This window comes from Anabaena sp. WFMT (assembly GCF_051781005.1).
In the GTDB taxonomy this organism is placed as follows: domain Bacteria; phylum Cyanobacteriota; class Cyanobacteriia; order Cyanobacteriales; family Nostocaceae; genus Anabaena.
In genome coordinates this window covers 322,448-339,590 of record NZ_JBPWOA010000017.1, presented here as the reverse complement: position 1 = coordinate 339,590, position 17,143 = coordinate 322,448, and the positions used below count along the sequence as shown (strand labels likewise).

Sequence of the window (17,143 nt, the reverse complement as noted above, 5' to 3'; positions counted from 1 at the left end):
AGTAGTATATACTACACATGGTGGGCAATGCCCACCCTACAAAATATAGAAATTATTCACCTTTTCCCTGCTTTCCAATCTTCACCACCTGGTAGCTGAGTTAATGTTTCTGCTACAACTGTGGGTAATTCTTTGGCTGAATAGGAATAAGTTAACGCCAAAAACTTCAAAGCTGTTGCAATTAGCTGTGTTCTATTGATGATATCAGCAAGTTGAAATTGGCTATAGATACCATTCATTACTTCCAAACTGGCATCAGCTATGGCATCTTAAATTACTTCCTCTTCTATGAAATTTTCCCATTCATCTTGATTGATATAGTAAGATTTTTTATTATCTTTAATATTCACTTTTTTAATTTCTCTAATTGAATTACGAATAGAAGCAGACCAAGAATTTGTTAATCTCTGTTCTATTTGATTTTTAATTAAATGAATCAGTAAAATTGGATGTTACCCAGAATTGCTTGTTTACTCATTCCTTCTAATTCATCCACAATTGCTAAAGCATCTGCATAATGTCCTTGCAAAATGCTATTTCTAAGATCAATTAATTCCTGTGTCATTTGTATTAACCTCAATCCATAAATAAGTTAATTTCAATTCAACTGGTAGAACACGGATATCTTGCTATATCATAATTATATATGACCCTAAATTATAATCTATCCATGACTGATTTAAGCGTCATAATATTAGCCGGTGGTAAAAGTTCACGTATGGGTGAGGATAAAGCCTTAATTCCCATGCAGGGAATCCCATTATTGAAAAAAGTTTGTAACGTTGCTAAAAGTTGCACTGATACCATATATATAGTCACACCTTGGCCAGAACGTTATCAAAACTTGCACTTACCTGAATGTGAATTCATTCCAGAAATATCCACACAAACACAAGGACCCCTAGTAGGTTTTGTTCAAGGACTAGAAAAAGTAAAAACAGAATGGGTATTATTATTAGCTTGTGACTTACCAAACTTGCAAATTGAAGTGTTGCAAAATTGGGTAAAATTAGTTGATACTGTAGAATCAGAAAATATTGCCCTTTTAGTAAAAAATACTAAAGGCTGGGAACCTCTATGTGGCTTTTATCGCTGCAAATGTTTACCTCTACTTCAGGATTTTATTAACCAAGGAGGACGCTCATTTCAAGAATGGCTAAAACTATATCCAGTAGCAGTTTTACCATTATCATCACCAGATATGCTCTTTAACTGTAACACCCCAGAAGATGTACAACAATTTTTATTGAATTGAGTAATAATAAAAATATAAACATCTATCTCCTCTTAGGGAACACCAAAAAATAAATTATCCAATCTTGTGGGATGGGCATACTTCGACAAGCTCAGTACAAGTCCTGCCCGTCCTTTGTTGATTAGCGGGCTTTTCAGCCTACACCACAAGAAATCTTTGTACATTTTTTATTTGGAAGTCCCTTAACCTCAAAAAACTCTGTGTTCCTCTGCGATACCTCTGCGTTAAAAAACAATAATCATGCGTTGGAAATCATCTGCAATAGCACTCATATTAACTCTATTTCTATTCTCCTGTACCACAGCAACAACTCAAACCCAATCTAACGTCATACCAGTACAACAATTACCACAAACTTCAGCCAAAAGAGTTGTAGCACTTTCTTCTCTTTCTGCTGATATTATCTCTCAACTTGATAAAACTAAACTTGTAGGAGTAACTGGTAGTACCTTATTTAAAGATAACCCTAAACTTCAAGATATTCCCCGCGTTAGCGAAGGTCGGAGTATCCCAAATTTAGAAAAAATTGTCTCTTTAAAACCAGATTTAGTTATTGGTGCAGCAGGCTTTTCTGATGTAACTATTCAGAAACTTAAACAGCTAGGAATAGCTACTTTATCAACTCAAGTAAATAATTGGCAATCTCTAGAAGAACTAACAAAAAAACTTGCTCAGTCAATTGATGTAGATCCCCAGCCTTTATTAAATCGCTACAAAACCTTTTTACCTGCTAACTCAACTCTAAATATTTCTACTTTAGTCCTGGTTAGTCGTCAACCGATTTTAACACCTAATAAAAATAGTTGGGCAGGTGATTTAATTTCTAGATTTGGTGCAAAAAATATAGCCGCAGAATTACAAGGTACGAGTCCCATAGGTGGATATGTGACACTCTCGGCTGAAAAAGTTTTAGAGGCTAACCCAGAAGTTTTAATTGTAGTTAATGCTGAACCAACGCTGTTAGATTCATTAAAAAAAGAACCGTTTTGGCAGCAGTTACAAGCGACTAAAAATAATCGAGTTTATGTTTTTGATTATTACGGACTTGTAAATCCAGGTAGTTTAGAAACAATTGAAAAAGCTTCTCTGGAGTTACAGAAAATCTTTTTAGTAAAATAAAAATCTCAAATTAATTACAAACTACAGCAAATTGCAGATAAATAAGGCTTCCGTGAGCGTCAGTCGATAGCTTGCGTGGCGTAGCCATACGGTAGGGAATTTAAATTCAAAGCCAGGTACCAAGCTAGTTTTACTCCTGGCTCCTGAATTCTGCTGTATTTTAATCCTTCAAAGAACTAATTGGTTTTTGATTAACCCTAATATTCTTTTTCTCCTGAGGAGAAGCACCTGTAATGCTGCGTAAATACAAACCACCAATGCTGAGTAGAAACACAAAATATCCTACGGCTTGGACGATATAGATTTTATCTCTGTAGCCAAACAAAGATTTAAAAATAATACCGGGAAAATTGTCATCAGGCAAAATGTTGGCAGTATTCCAAACCATTGGCCCTAAAATACAAGAATGAACTTTGGTAAACCGTTCGTAATAGAAACAAAGATTTTCGGAAGCGCGATTGCTGAGTGCAAGACTAGACATTGCGGTATCAAAATGTTGTAAAGCTGAAACTACTAATCCAGCCACAATCAAAACTAATAAAATGCCCATTACCTGGAAAAACTGGCGGATATTAATTTTGACACCCCATTTAAATAACAGCACACCTATTGCTGATGCTGCTGCTAAACCACTAAGTGCGCCTAATGTAGGTATTAATCCCTGTTGAAAATTTGCTGCCACAAATAGAACCGTTTCAAACCCTTCACGAACAACGGCGACTAAAATTAAACTAAAAACTCCCCAACCTGCATTTGAATTTTGTGTTAGTGCTTCTGTAACAGCGCCCTCAACTTGTGCTTTCATAAATCTGGCTTGTTTAGTCATCCAGATCAGCATCCAACTAAGCATGACTATTGCTAACACACTAAATACACCTTCTAACATCGGTTCAACGACAGGGGTGTATTGAGGGTTAATTGCGCCTAATATTTTAATCAGCCAACTGAATAAAACGCCTATTAATGCACTAACAACAAGCCCGACTGCAACACCTGCATATACCCAAGGGTTGAGTCGAGATTGTTTTGCTTTTTTTAATAAAGCCAGGACAATACCCACCACTAGGGCAGCTTCTACGCCTTCTCGGAGGGTAATTACAAAAGTAGGTATAGCAGTACTAAAATTCATAGTTATTTAGTTATTAGTTATTGAGTCATTAGTCCAAAACTTATTGGACTAATGAGTATTGATGATTAGCTGAAATCGCGTAACATTTTTTTCAGTTCGAGATTGTGCATCTCTTCTTGTCCAATCATGCCACGAGCGAATTCTTCTAAATAGATGCTGGCATTAGTTACAGTTTCTAGCAGATTTTTGTACAAATCCAGTGCTGTTTTTTCGTGGGTTAAGCTTTCTTGCAAAATGTCCTTGACGTTGTGCTTATAAGTTTCCTCCATTTGGGCGATTTTTAGGGAGGGATGCCCATCTAAACCTGTGAGAATTTCGCCTACTTGTTGAGCGTGGAGTAGAGATTCAGCGGCTTGGGCTTTGAAAAAAGCCACGATGGGAATGCGGTTTGGCCCTGTCACCATTAAGGAATAATGGGTGTAGCGGACTACCCCAGCTAGTTCAAATTCCATGATGGCATTTAGTAGGTCTATGGCCTTTTTTTGATCAAGTTCTTGCATCAGTTGTTAAGATAAGCAAAATTACCGTTAGAGAATATTTAGTTATAAGTTTTGAGTTAGAAGTTATACTTTTTTCAGGTGTTGAAAAACCAAACTATCCTCTCTCTTCACTTCTAACTATTTTTTCTCTTCTTATTCATTTTAAACTTGTTATTCTGTACTTCCAATGGTATGGAAATACTAACTTTGTGCTTTAGTGCTGGGAGAAACTAGCACTTTTTGGGTGTTTTCCTCTATGGTTTTCACCAGTTTGGTAACATCTTCAGGAGTTTTGATAGCTTGGGTTGGTGGGATAGCAGTCGGCCAAACTTTCACCAATTCAGCCAAAGCTGTATCTATTGCTTTATGTGCTTCAGGATTGTCTTGTGCTATCTGGCTAGAAATGCCTTGATACAGTTCATTAGAGTAGACTACAAAGCCACGGGAGTCTTGATATTCAATTGGGGCGCTAATTTTGCCATTTGCGATACCTTCGGTCGGCTTCGCCACCGCAGCACCGTATTCTGAGTTAGCTGCATCTAGCAAACCGTTGATGACTTGGAGGACAAATCGTGGTTGATTGCGTTGATCTGCTGGTAAGGCTGCGATCGCACCATCTACTGATTGTACTGAAGCCACAAAGTCAGTTTTGAGTTTGGCACTCTTGGCGTTAGATTTGACTAAATCTTGCAAACTTACCAAGGTTGTTTTGAATTCTTTAACTTTGCGTTCATTTAGCTGATCTTCCACATCCACATAAATCTCTTCAACTGGATGTCCAATATGAGGTTCAGCTTGTTTTGGCTGATTTTGGTCTAAGAGTTCTTTTGCTACTAAAAGATGTCCCTTCATTAATCCCAACTTGGTCATGTAGTCAACATCTTTAGCCTCACCTGTCAGCACTACTTCCTGAACAGTCACCATCTCTTTAATTTGGTCAAACTGATCTTGAGTAATTACTTTTTTGCTGACTAAATCTTCTGGAGAACCATAGGGACGGCTGGCTTGGATTTTGTTCGACAATGCCGGCACACCTAGTTTAGCTTCAAATTTATCTAACTCGGACAAGATAGCAGTATTAATATTAATTTGCGCTTTACCACCGTGATCACTATGACTTTTTGTTTCCGTAACTGGGGTAGTACTTGGGTTGGATGGACTTTCTGCTGTTGGTGCGTTGTCAGTGCAAGAACTTAGAGAAATTATGGCACAAGCAGCGATCGACAAAAATATGTAACGAGATTTGATCATTTTTGTTCCTGATTAAGTAAATTTATTTATAACGTTAGATAAATATGTACCATAAATGAGATTTATTATCAACTATTTGATAAGGAGTGGTATTATTTGTACTATTTATTACTCAAATGGGCAGGATGATACGCATATTGTAAATTACGTTGATACTCAAGAATCTTTTTTTGAGCGATCGCATAATCTATACTAGAAGTTGGTATTTTAGACATAAGATCAATAGACTTTTGCCAATTATTAATCACTATTTTCCATTCTTCTGATGATTTCGCTGTTTGAGTGAGATCAGCGGCTTTGATAGCATAATTAACAGCTTGACGAAACATATCCGATTTAGGTAAAGTCCAAATTCTGATAGTTGCATCTGCACTCCCACTTACCAGAGTATGAGTATTAGGGCTAAAAGCTAAAGACCAAACAGGTTTAGTATGACCGATAAAAGTATTAATTAATTTACCATTTTCCACATTCCACAGTTTAACTGTTTTATCATAACTCCCACTAGCTAAAGTTTCGCTATCAGGACTAAACACTACAGAATAAACTGCTTTATTATGTCCTTTTAATACAGCCGATAATGCTCCATTTTTGATATTCCATAATTTAATAGTATGGTCAGAACTAGCGCTGGCTATATAATTACCATCTGGACTAAAAGCTATAGACCAAATTGGTTTTTGATGTGCAGCTAAAGAGATTTTTAATTTCCCTGTTGGTAGATACCAAAGCATTATTTTTCCACCTTCTCCACCACCAGCAAAAATTTTACCATCTGGACTAAAAGCAACGGTTCTCACTTCATCAGATTGTGGTAAATTGATAAAAATATCTCCAGTTTGTAAATTCCAAATTTTAATAGTTTTATCCCAGCTACCACTAGCTAAAAATTTTGCATCTGGACTAAAAGTAACTGATTTCACATCATCTGTATGTCCAGATAATGTCTGAATTAATTTTCCAGTTTGTAAACTCCAAATTTTAATAGTTTTATCCCAACTACCACTAGCAATAATTTGATTATTTGGGCTAATAGCAACAGAATTAACGGAATTTCTATGTCCGCATAGTTGGTGAATAATTTTACCAGTTTGTAAATTCCAGACATCAATATCTTTATTTAGATTACCATTAACTATGGTTTTTCCATCTGGGCTAATAGCTAAAGAATAAACGTACAAACCTTTACTATTAATAGTTTTATTATTGAGATTTATACTATAACTACTTTTATTCAAGTTGAACTTTATCAATAACAAAATTAACAAAGTGAAGAAAATACATCCTTCTATACTCAGAATTATTTTATAAATATGAGATATTTTTAGCATAATTATTTATCCTCTCAAAAATTCCCAGTTTACACTCCAAATTCAATAATTTAACTTATTTGTTTTTGATTATATTCCTTAGTATATTCTAACCATCTTCGTCTACAAAATAAACCAATAATTACCGTTAGTAGCGTCAGTTCTATAGGGGTGAGAATATTCCATTGTCCAGACATTTTTTCTTGAATGTGCCACAATAATAAAAACATGGCTATATAAGTTAATTTATGTAATCTTCGCCAGTTTTGCTTCATATTTTTTACACTCCAGTCATTAGATGTAAATGCTAAAAGTGCAAAAATAATTAATGTCAATGTTCCTTCTAAAGAAATTTTATAAGTTTGAATATCAAATAAATCTAAATTCCTTTTATTCACTATTAATACTGCATGAATTAGTGCTAATACAAAAGTAATAACACCTAATTGGCGACGATATTTTAATAAATAAATGGTAATTTTTGCTTTTTTAATTTGTGGAAAAAATGCTCTGATATAACTAGGTAATAATGTTAATATATAACTCAATAATGAAATAAATCCTAGTAGATTAGCTGAAGAAATTGAAGCATTTATCAACATAATATTTGAGTCTTTTTTATCTAAAAAATGACTTATACCAAATTAATATGAAGCTGCATAGAATAAAATATCAAGAATAATTAAACGCAGATAAACACAGATAAAGATGGATCAATCAATGAATTTCATGATTCTGTGCAGCCTAACATAAAATTGGTATTAGGCTTTAAATTGAAATTAGAGGATAAAAACTTACGTTGTGCTTATTTAGAAAAATATCAAATCTTCTGAAAAGTGACAAATAACTAAACTGAAAAACTAGGTCAGGTATTCTTTCCCGGCGTTTTCAAGTCCTTTGCGGCTATAACTTCAAATTGACCCATACATCCATTTTCGGCCACAGCATCCTGATGAGGATGAAACATATACTTACCTGGATAACGAAACGCAAATTCCAAGATATGCCTTTCTGCAACACCCATCGTTAAAACATCGGTTTTCTCACTGGGAGTCATTGTCATCCCTGAACGATAAACATTAAAAAAATTGGCGTGGAGATGAAACGTCACAGCCGGGTCAAATTCAATAATATTCAGCACATAGACCCGAATTAACTGATTTTGATAAATTTGGATGGGATGGTGCATATAGTGATGCGGCACACCATTAAACGCATAATATTCATTTTTGTTATCATCATTCACATCATACCCAGACATGATCAACACGATTTCATCAGCTGGAGGACGGGGTTGAGGAGGATCAATAATAAACATCCCATACAAACCCTTAGCAATGTGACGAGTTACTGGTGCTATATGACAGTGGTATAAGTGAACGCCATAGGGTTCAGCATCAAATTCGTATATTGTTGCCTTATTATTACTTATTGGGCGCACACCATCCATTTCAGAGGGATGAACACCATGAAAATGGAGAGAATGGGAATGTCCGGCTTGATTGAGAAACAATACCCGCACCCGTTCCCCTTCTTTAGCCCGTAAGGTTGGCCCTGGAATGCGGCCATTTAAATCCCAAATATTGTATGAGACAGCACTATTAAGCTGAATTGTGGAAGTACCTGCTGTTAATTGAAATTCTCGGATTGTGCGACCATTTTCTTGTTTAAGTGTCCCATAATCGAAATTACGTAGCACCTGCATGGGATTGGTAGCGCCCTTAGATGCCTCCATTTCCATTGGTGGTATTCTGACATTGGCATAATTGTTTCTATTTAGCATTTGCCAAATTGTAGCTGCACCAGTCACACCAGCACCAGCTAAACCTAGTTTTAGCAGTTGACGGCGACTCCAAAGTTTATCTTTACTCAAGGTAAAGTTGTCAAACATGGGATTAATTAGGGTAAGCACAGAAATTAAATTGCAAATAATTTGCAATTACTACTGCGTATAATAGAGGGCTTAGGAATTATTGTCAATAATCTTACAAGTTAACTCAAGCAAGGGACTGGAAATAAAAAATCTCCAATTTTTAGGGCGTGTATGGCTACGCCACGCAGGCTATAGGACGGTAATTCGCAACCCACCATTAACTTAAGCGATAATAGTGGCGTACTTTTTGCGCTTACCCACCTTATAATTCCTGGGTAATTTATTTTTTGGAAATCCCTAAACTCAAACTAATTTATGCGAGGTCAAAAATGACTACTTTTTCTCTTACTTCCGTATTACAAAAGACCGCAGGTGTTACCCTATCCAAGCCTGTACAGGTAACGCTTTATATGATGTTATCTTCTTTGATCATCTGGACTGTTCTTTTCTCCAACTATCCTCCGGCGCATAACACTACACACTCACTGCGTCACCATGCATTAGGTGTGTCTTGTCACTAAATAATCATAGCTTCAAGATTTTTTGACAATAACGTGATTTCGCGTCTAAGAAGATGTTTGAAAAGTAGTCGCTGATGTATTAAAAACTTTAGATCCTCCTTTTTAAGGAGGACTTTGACTCTAGTTCTTTCCTTGTTAAGGGGGGTTAGGAGGGAATGGCTTCGCCACGCAAGTTATCAGCAAGTGTCTAAAATCACCAACTAAAACTTTTCAAACACCCTCTAAGTTGTTACTTGAGAGTTATGTGAGGGTATGTAGAGATACTTGATTTTATATCTCTACATACTCTAATTTGAAAATTGACATTTGATTTATTACTGATTTATTGCCTGTGTAATTCATGTTTTTTATTTACCATAAAGTTTGATGAAAAAATATCGCCTGTTTGCATTTATCAGTGCTGTTTGCATTACCTTATCTATTCTCTATTCTGTTGTCGGAGTTTCCCAAACGACTAAACCTCATGTGCAACTTTCTACTAATCCTTCTTTGGAAAGAATTTTACCATTTGAAGCAGGAACAGAAAAAGAACAATCTCCTGTTACCCTGAATTTACAAGCAATGGATGCTGCTGGCAAACCTCTCAAAAATGCCCTAATTAATTTACAAATTCTGACACCACAACGCAATCCTTTATTAACAACAGATTTTCCTATTGTTGAAGGAACAAAATTGTTGGAGATTGAAGCAAAAGTACCTGATGGTAAATTAGAAATTCAGCAGATTTTCCCAATTCGTGGAAAGTATCAATTAAAAGTAAATGTTTCACCTTTAGTTGCAAATGCTTTTGTTCCCTATCAGGAAACTTTAGATTTAAATGTTAGGGAAAATCCAGTTAAATATAAATATTTGGCTGTGATTGCAGCTATTTTATTGTCACTGGGATTGCTAGGTGGTTGGGTGATTGGTGGACAACAAGAACTGCAAGAAGGAGAAATTGCACCGCAGTCAGTGCGTTTGTTGTTAAGTGCGTTGACTGTGGTGGCTATAGTTACTCTATTGTTTATTAATGTAACTGCGGAAGTGGCGGAAGCTCATGGTAGCGGACACTCTCATAATAAGGAAGCGATCGCACCTTCAGTTGAAAAATCTCAGGGTATGGAAGTTAGTCTGGAGGGGGATAAAACCGCGACTGTGGGAAAACTTGCTAATTTAGGAGTACAGGTGAAGGATAGCACCACAGGAGAACCTATCCAGGATGCCAGATTGCAAGTTAAAGCGATCGCTCTTGAAGATAATTTAACAGTCTTTGCCTACAATGGCGTTACCAACAAAGAAGGTAAATTAAGATGGATGTCACAGTTTTTTGATGGCGCACCTCATAAAATCGAGGTAGAAGTAATGCCTTCAGCAGACTCTCAACAACAGTTTCCACCGATAAAAGTAGCGCAGGAAGTCGAAGTGGAAGCGATCGCACCACCAATATACATCCGATTGATTGGTTTATTCTACTTTACGGCTATTGTCGGTATTGGAATGGCGATTGGTTTAGTATTACAGGAATTAAGAAAACGGCAAGTGAGATTAAGTTAGTTATAATGCCTTTTATGACTTGGAATTGTGATGTTTTGTGGGGTATTTTGCATGGTTTATTCTCAACTATAATTGGTATCAACTTAACCTAAAATCCTTGCAAAAGCTGGTTTTTATTCTTCTAGTTCCCATACTCTGTATGGGAATGAAATTAGGACGATTGGTTTAACAAGTTTATTGCAGCTACAGCCCCAGATTCATAGGATATCTGACTGAAAATGGTTTTTATTACATCACTAACTGAGAAGCTTGTAGGACGTGAGTTTGAAATAGAATGTTATGATATTGAAGTACATGGAATTGTAGATGGTTGTCCTCCATTGTTTAAGGGGGCAGGTGTTATAAATGGACAAAAGAAAGGAGCCATTTCTTTTAGACTTCATAACCAGATAGAGATTTCAGCAGAAGCACGCCCCATAATTTTTAAGCAAGCAAAACAAAGCGAAGTTACGCAAGTAAGAATTTTTGCAAAAGATTACGATAATATTCATTGGACAGGAGGATGGTCTATCCCAAATGTTGACCCATCAACGTCAGGAAAGTTTATAGTTCACGGTAAGTTTGACCAGTTAGCTGCAAGAGTTAAAAGATATGAAAGTAATGATCGAAACAACATTACCGATTTAGTTTTCTCAAGTATTCCTGATTTGCCACTCACTGAATTAGTAGAAGAGAAAATATTGCATCGTGGAGAACAGATATTTTCTCGATCATGGTATGACAGGCATGAACTAGATTTCAACAGATCAAAAATTCATTTTTATAGCAGTAATTCTAGTAGTTTATTCTATATTAGCGCGGAAAATAGTGAAGGATTTTCTGCACCTTATGTAGAGAATTGGATTCCTGAAGCTTTAACGCTTATAACAGCATCACTAACATATCCGAGAATGGTAATACGCCATTTTGAAAACGATGCTTTAATCTTCTTAAGAAATACGCCATCTGAAACATCCTCTAAAATGCTTCCAGCAATTATTGGATTCCCAAACTTGAGGAAAGAACTCTGGAAGATATTTACAACATATTTAGAAGAGTGCGTAAGGTGTAATAAATTTGAACAGCTTGTCACGACAAAAATCTTTTCTGAAGTCATCATTGCAAGTACTGGAACACTGCAAGCTTTCGTCTTATCCCTGTCAGTATGTGTTGAGAATTTGGCTGGACAGTTAGCTGATGAGTTCAGTATTAAAACTCTCGATCAAAAAGATTTTAAGGCTCTCAAGACTTATTTGGAACAATGGAAAGGAGATGAGGATATAAAAGACAGAGCTATTGGACTTTTATCAATGCTGGGTAAAACGTCAACCTCTCAAGTTCTAAAAGCTTTAAAAGAAGAGAATGTAATAGGAAATGAACACATCAAAGCTTGGAGCAAAATACGAAATTCTTTGGCTCATGGAGGAATAATAGAGTTTCCAGCAGATGAAGATTTCTGGTACAAGCGAAATCTTTTAATTTCAATGGTCTACAGACTGATTTTACGCAAAATAGGTTATAGGGGACTGATAACCGATCATGCGTCTTCAGATATAAAATCAATTGACTTCCAATGGGAAAGAAAATGCCCAGCAGAATGATTAGTGGTTTAACTTATTCAAACAATAGAGTTACAATAAGATGAGTATATCTGAACTTTATCAAAGTAATTAAAAATTATGCTTAGTGGAATTAAACAAACGGCTATTGTCGGTAAAGACGGTAAAATCGAACTATCTACCACTGAACTACCGGCAGGAACAGTTGTAGAAGTTATTATCCTGGTTGAATCACCTATTGAAGAAGATGAAACTACCTATCTTCTCAAATCAGAGACTAACAAAAAACATCTGCTCAAGGCTATAGAAAATGTAGATAAGGGGAACCTAACTTATATTGATTTAGATGAATATGAAAAAAGTAGCATTTGAACCAGAAGCTTTTGAACAATTAGGTGAGTGGGGAAAAGAAGATAAAAAAATATTTAAAAAAATCTTGGAATTAATTAAAGATATCCAACGAGAACCATTTTCTGGAATAGGTAAACCAGAACAACTAAAATATGAATTGCAAGGTTACTGGTCAAGAAGAATTACAAATGAAAATAGATTAGTGTACAAAATAGAAGAAGATTTATTGATTATTCTGTCTTGTAAATATAATTATGATTCATAAAATCAGGCTTTAATTACCAAAAACTGAGATTTATAATTTATTGAAACAGTTAGAAATCTGAAATTATGTCATAAAGATTTATAAATGTTAATGATTCAAAAAACAAATATATTATTTGCAGTATCATTTTTAATATAAATCCACCCTCAGTAACACCAAAATATCCCCCAATAGGGCATTGTAAAAGAAGGGAAAATACTGTTTTCTTATTAAATTGATACTCTAGTCATATTCCTTAAAATAGTATAAAGAAAACACAAAAACAGGGATTTTCATGCATATACCAGATGGATTTATTTCAGTTCCAGTAGCAGGGGCTACCAGTTTAGCAAGTGCGGCAGCTTTATTTGTGGCCTTTGGGCGATCGCAAGAAGCTTATGGAGTTCGTCGCGCTCCCATACTAGGATTAACCACAGCCTTTATTTTTGCTGCCCAGATGATTAACTTCCCTGTAGCAGGAGGAACCAGTGGACACTTATTAGGTGGCACTTTAGCCGCCATTATGTTAGGTAGTCCTTGGGCAGGAATGTTGTGTATTGCCACGGTGTTAATTATTCAAGCAGTGTTATTTGCTGATGGTGGTATTACCGCTTTAGGCTCGAATATTTTAAACATGGCAGTAATTGGCGTTTGGGTGGGCTGGGGATTAACCCAAACCTTACAACGGCTATTTGGTGGTTCCAAAGGGCGTTTACCCCTAGCGGCTGGCATTGCAGCTGGTTTCGGTGTCGTTGTCGCCGCGATCGCTTGTGCCATTGAATTAGCCCTTTCTGGAACAGCATCAGTCAATGTAGTTTTACCCACCATGACGGGTGTACATATTTTGATTGGTATTGGGGAAGGATTGATTACAGGGGGCGTGTTGACTTACTTAGCCACCGCCAGACCAGATTTATTACCAGGAGAAGAAGAGAAATTTAAAGGCTGGTTAGTACCCATTGTCAGCATTATTTTGGTTGCAGGTGTGCTGTCGCTATTTGCTTCTGCATGGCCTGATGGTTTAGAAAAAGTAGCGGAAAATTTAGGCTTTATCAATTTAGCGGAAGAGGTCAGGGTAGAAGTACCAACACCCTTTGCTGATTATGGAATTCAAGGTTTGGAACAAATCGGCACTAGTATTGCGGGTTTGGTAGGTGCTGCGGTTTGCTTTGCGGTAGCCTTTGGAATTGCCAAAGTTATGAAACCGAAGAATGCTTAAACTTTCTTTGCCTTTACGGTTACAACTATCTTTAGTAATAGTGATTGGGGCAGCTTTTTTAAAGCATCATGCTTGGTCTAATTTACTTGTGTATGGTGCGATCGCATTTTTGTGGATGTGGCTATTACGTGTCCCCATTCGCAAATTAGGCGGATTATTGGGTACAGAATTAATCTTTCTATCATTGGTGGCTTTACCCTTGGGATGGGAGCGAGCTAGTTTTTTACTCGTGCGATCGCTAATCTGTTTAATTACCATGAATAGCTTTTTACTCACCTTACCACCCCACAGCTTTGGCATCGCCCTCAAAGGCTTACCCATCCCAGCACCGTTAAAGGAAAATTTACTTTTATCTGGGCAATATTTAGAAATATTGCTCTCAGAAGTAGCGAGAATGCAACGTAGCGCCCAATTACGAGGACTCAATGGTGCAGCCGGATGGTTACGTTATGCTAGTACTGCTATGATTGGAGCTTTATATCTCCGTACCCTCGACAGAGCAGAGCGAGTTTACGCTGCAATGGTTACTCGTGGTTATAATGGGCAACTACCCATAGATTCCACCCTCAGACCAAAAGAACGTCTTACAATATTAGCAGCTGGAGCGATCGCTACTTGTATAACTCTCAGTTCTTATTTTCAGAGTTTTGCTCATAATTAAATATGAGTAAAAGAGCAGTTGTGAATCTTGATATTGTGAATTTTGACATCTTTAACATCTCATCTCCAAACTTCTATCTCTCATCCTCATACTGCCGTGGTAGAGGTACAAAATCTGGTGTATGCCTATTCCCACCAGCAACCAGTACTACGAGATATTTCCTTTAAACTAAATTCAAGCGATCGCGTCGCCTTAATGGGTGCAACCGGCTCAGGCAAAAGCACCCTCCTAGAAAACCTCATCGGCTTAAAACATCCCCAAAGTGGCTCAATTTTCATCAACGGCATTCCCGTAGAACCAAAAACCCTACCCCAAATCAGGAAGCAAATCGGCTTTACCTTCCAAGATGCCAACGACCAACTATTTATGCCCACCATCTTAGAAGATATCACCTTTGGCCCACGCAACTACGGTGTCTCACCAGCAACAGCAATTGATAAAGCACTGCAATTATTAGCTGACTTTGGACTAGAAGAATACGCCCACCGTTCAGCCCATGAACTATCAGGAGGACAAAGACGTTTAGCAGCCTTAGCATCAATATTAGCCCTAGACCCAGCAATTCTCATTCTAGATGAGCCAACCACCGGACTAGATCCCTCATGGCGACGGCATTTAGCCCAAGTATTATTAAAATTGCCAGTTCAGGTCATGTTAATTGCCTCCCATGACCTACATTGGTTAGGAAGAGTCACACAACGCGCTTTAGTCCTCTCTGCTGGTCAAATTCAAATAGACAGCCCTATTCAGCCACTTTTGCAAGATGGAAAAACCTTAGACCAGTTAGGTTTACCAGTAGATTGGTAATTCGTAATTCGTAAAATAAGTAGTCGGACAAAATTAAATTATCTCGTTCCTAGTCTCTGACTAGGAATGCTATCACAGAGGCTCTGCCTCAACTCTCATTGATAGCGCAGCGGGCAGAGCCTTCTAGAATTCCCGAATGAAACCCAGTTTTTACAAGGCTTATCTCGTTCCTAGTCAGAGACTAGGAATGCTATCACAGAGGCTCTGCCTCAACTCCCATTGATAGCACAGCGAGCAGACCCTTCTAGAATTCCCCAATGAAACTCATTTTTTACAAGGCTTTTACATTAAGTTGACACCAGTGGGTTTCCCCGCCGTCGATTGTATTGCATCCGACCAAAAATTCTTGTTTACTGGAATTACGAATTGATAATCTACTTGCACCAAAACTACTAAATTATTCGGTACTATTAATAGGATTTTACTGCCGTTGGATATTAATGTTTTTTGTGCGTAAAAATACCGTTATCACTTCCCTGAGTCTGAGTATTGCTTTATTGGTAACTAGTTGTAACGAGACTAAAGTTTCCCAGTGTCAACGATTGATTAAAGTCGTTAATCAAGGAACATCTCTAATTGATAACAATAAAGGAAAACAGGTAACAACTAGCTTGCAACTATCCAGAGATTTGCAAACCGTTACCAAGTCGATTCAAGAACTAAAATTAGCAGACTCCAAACTCCAGGAATTTCAAAGCAATTTTGCCAAAGTTTTTGATCAACTCAGTCAAGGAATTTCCACAGCAGCTAAGGCTCTTAGTACCGCTAAAACATCAGAAGCCTCCTCAGCTGGTAGACAAAAAATCCAAAAAGCTCGAACAGACATTGACTCCACACTTACCGTAGCAGCCACAACCGCTGGTAAACAATCAGATACCTTCGGGAATCAACTGAATGAGTACTGTAGTCAATCGAAATAGACATCTTTGATCAAGTAGAGACGTTCCATAGAATGTCTCTACAAAGATTTCAAAACAAACATATTTAATTTTTGGAGATGTCTAAAAAAAAGGCACAGATTAACCGATTCTAGATTAATCACACTTATTGCGTATGAAATCAGAATTAACTGAATTAATAGCCATTGTAACCCAAGTATTACAAACCAATATGCGTTGGATGACTTGGAATTTATTTCTGGCTTTTATCCCCTTGGCTTTGAGTATTTGGCTGTTTCGCACTAAAATTGGACGCTCTTGGGTTTGGTGGCTAGGATTTCTAGCTTTTTATGCTTTTTTACCAAATGCGCCTTATTTATTGACTGATGTAATTCACTTAATAGATGATATCCGTCGGATTCCATCTGTGTGGATAATTACATTAATATTAATACCCGTTTATCTACTAGTAATTCTCGGTGGATTTGAAGCTTATGTAATCTCCCTCATCAACTTAGGTTACTATTTGCACCGCATTGGTAAAAGTAAATGGATTTTTGGTGTTGAATTAATTACTCATGCTTTGTCTGCTATTGGTATTTATTGGGGCAGGTTTTTGCGTTTCAACAGTTGGGATTTTATTACTCAACCAGATGCAATACTGACCAAAGGTGTGGAGGAACTCTTTGGTAAACAGCCCTTGGTGATTATTACTGTCACCTTTGTCATTCTTTTCGGCCTGTATTGGATTATGAAACGAGTAACTTTGGGTTTTGTGAATAAAGATGTCAATTCACCACCAGGTAATCCTCACATCTCCAAGGCAGGATAATTAACAGGTTGATTTACAACTCATGCCGATTCTATCTAAAGAAAGGAATAAGAAAATGTAATTTCTCGTCAAAAGAAAGATGCAGCGATACCACGACAGAGGTTGAATAAATTTAGATTATTCAAATTTATTGACGTGGAATA

18 protein-coding genes and 1 pseudogene are annotated in these 17,143 nt (G+C 36.9%); 12 read left to right on the top strand and 7 right to left on the bottom strand.

Annotation, left to right across the window (positions count from 1 at the left end; genetic code table 11):
• Nucleotides 1-56: 56 nt before the first annotated feature.
• A pseudogene (locus tag ACSQ6I_RS10345) lies at nt 57-565 on the bottom strand (hypothetical protein).
• A gap of 105 nt (nt 566-670) precedes the next feature.
• Here ACSQ6I_RS10345 and ACSQ6I_RS10340 point away from each other — a divergent pair.
• Both ACSQ6I_RS10340 and ACSQ6I_RS10335 read left to right on the top strand, forming a co-directional pair.
• Nucleotides 671-1,255 (top strand): molybdenum cofactor guanylyltransferase, encoded by a 585-nt coding sequence (locus ACSQ6I_RS10340; protein ID WP_438890303.1) that lies wholly within the window; start codon nt 671-673, stop codon nt 1,253-1,255.
• A 240-nt stretch (nt 1,256-1,495) separates the two neighbouring features.
• Entirely contained in the window at nt 1,496-2,374 is an 879-nt protein-coding gene (locus ACSQ6I_RS10335) for an ABC transporter substrate-binding protein (RefSeq protein ID WP_438890249.1), read from the top strand.
• 160 nt (nt 2,375-2,534) lie between these two features.
• Here ACSQ6I_RS10335 and ACSQ6I_RS10330 read toward each other — a convergent pair whose 3' ends face one another.
• The 6 genes from ACSQ6I_RS10330 to ACSQ6I_RS10305 all read right to left on the bottom strand — a co-directional run bounded on the left by ACSQ6I_RS10330 (nt 2,535) and on the right by ACSQ6I_RS10305 (nt 8,434).
• Complete coding sequence (locus ACSQ6I_RS10330) at nt 2,535-3,503, bottom strand: FTR1 family iron permease (RefSeq protein ID WP_438890248.1); 969 nt, start codon at nt 3,501-3,503, stop codon at nt 2,535-2,537.
• A gap of 65 nt (nt 3,504-3,568) precedes the next feature.
• Nucleotides 3,569-4,003 (bottom strand): ferritin-like domain-containing protein, encoded by a 435-nt coding sequence (locus ACSQ6I_RS10325; protein WP_323313905.1) that lies wholly within the window; start codon nt 4,001-4,003, stop codon nt 3,569-3,571.
• Nucleotides 4,004-4,183: 180 nt separating this feature from the next.
• The gene (locus ACSQ6I_RS10320) at nt 4,184-5,233 is read right to left on the bottom strand and encodes a helix-hairpin-helix domain-containing protein (protein ID WP_438890247.1); all 1,050 of its coding nucleotides are present in this window, start codon (nt 5,231-5,233) and stop codon (nt 4,184-4,186) included.
• Between the two features lie 101 nt (nt 5,234-5,334).
• Nucleotides 5,335-6,564: a WD40 repeat domain-containing protein gene (locus tag ACSQ6I_RS10315; protein WP_438890246.1), complete on the bottom strand. Its 1,230-nt coding sequence runs from the start codon at nt 6,562-6,564 to the stop codon at nt 5,335-5,337.
• Between the two features lie 50 nt (nt 6,565-6,614).
• The gene (locus ACSQ6I_RS10310) at nt 6,615-7,145 is read right to left on the bottom strand and encodes a ferric reductase-like transmembrane domain-containing protein (protein ID WP_438890245.1); all 531 of its coding nucleotides are present in this window, start codon (nt 7,143-7,145) and stop codon (nt 6,615-6,617) included.
• A gap of 263 nt (nt 7,146-7,408) precedes the next feature.
• Nucleotides 7,409-8,434, bottom strand: coding sequence for a multicopper oxidase domain-containing protein (locus tag ACSQ6I_RS10305; RefSeq protein ID WP_438890302.1), 1,026 nt, complete (start codon nt 8,432-8,434; stop codon nt 7,409-7,411).
• A gap of 311 nt (nt 8,435-8,745) precedes the next feature.
• Here ACSQ6I_RS10305 and ACSQ6I_RS10300 point away from each other — a divergent pair, with 311 nt between their 5' ends.
• The 10 genes from ACSQ6I_RS10300 to ACSQ6I_RS10255 all read left to right on the top strand — a co-directional run bounded on the left by ACSQ6I_RS10300 (nt 8,746) and on the right by ACSQ6I_RS10255 (nt 17,000).
• Nucleotides 8,746-8,937, top strand: coding sequence for a CbtB domain-containing protein (locus ACSQ6I_RS10300; RefSeq protein WP_438890244.1), 192 nt, complete (start codon nt 8,746-8,748; stop codon nt 8,935-8,937).
• A 366-nt stretch (nt 8,938-9,303) separates the two neighbouring features.
• Entirely contained in the window at nt 9,304-10,470 is a 1,167-nt protein-coding gene (locus tag ACSQ6I_RS10295; RefSeq protein WP_438890243.1) for a hypothetical protein, read from the top strand.
• Nucleotides 10,471-10,688: 218 nt separating this feature from the next.
• Complete coding sequence (locus tag ACSQ6I_RS10290; RefSeq protein WP_438890242.1) at nt 10,689-12,050, top strand: hypothetical protein; 1,362 nt, start codon at nt 10,689-10,691, stop codon at nt 12,048-12,050.
• Nucleotides 12,051-12,128: 78 nt separating this feature from the next.
• Nucleotides 12,129-12,380 carry a hypothetical protein gene (locus ACSQ6I_RS10285; protein ID WP_438890241.1) on the top strand — a complete coding sequence of 84 codons (252 nt, stop codon included), beginning with the start codon at nt 12,129-12,131 and terminating at the stop codon, nt 12,378-12,380.
• Nucleotides 12,361-12,624: a Txe/YoeB family addiction module toxin gene (locus ACSQ6I_RS10280; RefSeq protein ID WP_438890240.1), complete on the top strand. Its 264-nt coding sequence runs from the start codon at nt 12,361-12,363 to the stop codon at nt 12,622-12,624. The genes ACSQ6I_RS10285 and ACSQ6I_RS10280 overlap by 20 nt, the downstream gene beginning before the upstream one ends.
• Nucleotides 12,625-12,898: 274 nt before the next feature.
• Entirely contained in the window at nt 12,899-13,822 is a 924-nt protein-coding gene (locus ACSQ6I_RS10275) for an energy-coupling factor ABC transporter permease (RefSeq protein ID WP_438890239.1), read from the top strand.
• Nucleotides 13,815-14,483 carry an energy-coupling factor transporter transmembrane component T family protein gene (locus ACSQ6I_RS10270; RefSeq protein ID WP_438890238.1) on the top strand — a complete coding sequence of 223 codons (669 nt, stop codon included), beginning with the start codon at nt 13,815-13,817 and terminating at the stop codon, nt 14,481-14,483. Before ACSQ6I_RS10275 ends, ACSQ6I_RS10270 begins: the two co-directional genes overlap by 8 nt.
• A gap of 42 nt (nt 14,484-14,525) precedes the next feature.
• Complete coding sequence (locus ACSQ6I_RS10265; protein WP_438890237.1) at nt 14,526-15,290, top strand: energy-coupling factor ABC transporter ATP-binding protein; 765 nt, start codon at nt 14,526-14,528, stop codon at nt 15,288-15,290.
• A 440-nt stretch (nt 15,291-15,730) separates the two neighbouring features.
• Complete coding sequence (locus tag ACSQ6I_RS10260; protein ID WP_438890236.1) at nt 15,731-16,210, top strand: hypothetical protein; 480 nt, start codon at nt 15,731-15,733, stop codon at nt 16,208-16,210.
• Nucleotides 16,211-16,343: 133 nt separating this feature from the next.
• Nucleotides 16,344-17,000, top strand: coding sequence for a DUF1361 domain-containing protein (locus tag ACSQ6I_RS10255; protein ID WP_438890235.1), 657 nt, complete (start codon nt 16,344-16,346; stop codon nt 16,998-17,000).
• The last annotated feature ends 143 nt before the right edge of the window (nt 17,001-17,143 follow it).

Excerpts from the sequence above, each read along its gene's own strand:
- ACSQ6I_RS10325 (WP_323313905.1), bottom strand. The coding sequence starts at position 4,003 with ATGCAAGAACTTGATCAAAAAAAGGCCATAGACCTACTAAATGCCATC.
- ACSQ6I_RS10285 (WP_438890241.1), top strand. The coding sequence starts at position 12,129 with ATGCTTAGTGGAATTAAACAAACGGCTATTGTCGGTAAAGACGGTAAA.
- ACSQ6I_RS10315 (WP_438890246.1), bottom strand. The coding sequence starts at position 6,564 with ATGCTAAAAATATCTCATATTTATAAAATAATTCTGAGTATAGAAGGA.
- ACSQ6I_RS10280 (WP_438890240.1), top strand. The coding sequence starts at position 12,361 with ATGAAAAAAGTAGCATTTGAACCAGAAGCTTTTGAACAATTAGGTGAG.
- ACSQ6I_RS10260 (WP_438890236.1), top strand. The coding sequence starts at position 15,731 with ATGTTTTTTGTGCGTAAAAATACCGTTATCACTTCCCTGAGTCTGAGT.
- ACSQ6I_RS10290 (WP_438890242.1), top strand. The coding sequence starts at position 10,689 with ATGGTTTTTATTACATCACTAACTGAGAAGCTTGTAGGACGTGAGTTT.
- ACSQ6I_RS10295 (WP_438890243.1), top strand. The coding sequence starts at position 9,304 with ATGAAAAAATATCGCCTGTTTGCATTTATCAGTGCTGTTTGCATTACC.
- ACSQ6I_RS10310 (WP_438890245.1), bottom strand. The coding sequence starts at position 7,145 with ATGTTGATAAATGCTTCAATTTCTTCAGCTAATCTACTAGGATTTATT.
- ACSQ6I_RS10330 (WP_438890248.1), bottom strand. The coding sequence starts at position 3,503 with ATGAATTTTAGTACTGCTATACCTACTTTTGTAATTACCCTCCGAGAA.
- ACSQ6I_RS10340 (WP_438890303.1), top strand. The coding sequence starts at position 671 with ATGACTGATTTAAGCGTCATAATATTAGCCGGTGGTAAAAGTTCACGT.
- ACSQ6I_RS10300 (WP_438890244.1), top strand. The coding sequence starts at position 8,746 with ATGACTACTTTTTCTCTTACTTCCGTATTACAAAAGACCGCAGGTGTT.
- ACSQ6I_RS10270 (WP_438890238.1), top strand. The coding sequence starts at position 13,815 with ATGCTTAAACTTTCTTTGCCTTTACGGTTACAACTATCTTTAGTAATA.
- ACSQ6I_RS10255 (WP_438890235.1), top strand. The coding sequence starts at position 16,344 with ATGAAATCAGAATTAACTGAATTAATAGCCATTGTAACCCAAGTATTA.
- ACSQ6I_RS10335 (WP_438890249.1), top strand. The coding sequence starts at position 1,496 with ATGCGTTGGAAATCATCTGCAATAGCACTCATATTAACTCTATTTCTA.
- ACSQ6I_RS10275 (WP_438890239.1), top strand. The coding sequence starts at position 12,899 with ATGCATATACCAGATGGATTTATTTCAGTTCCAGTAGCAGGGGCTACC.
- ACSQ6I_RS10305 (WP_438890302.1), bottom strand. The coding sequence starts at position 8,434 with ATGTTTGACAACTTTACCTTGAGTAAAGATAAACTTTGGAGTCGCCGT.
- ACSQ6I_RS10320 (WP_438890247.1), bottom strand. The coding sequence starts at position 5,233 with ATGATCAAATCTCGTTACATATTTTTGTCGATCGCTGCTTGTGCCATA.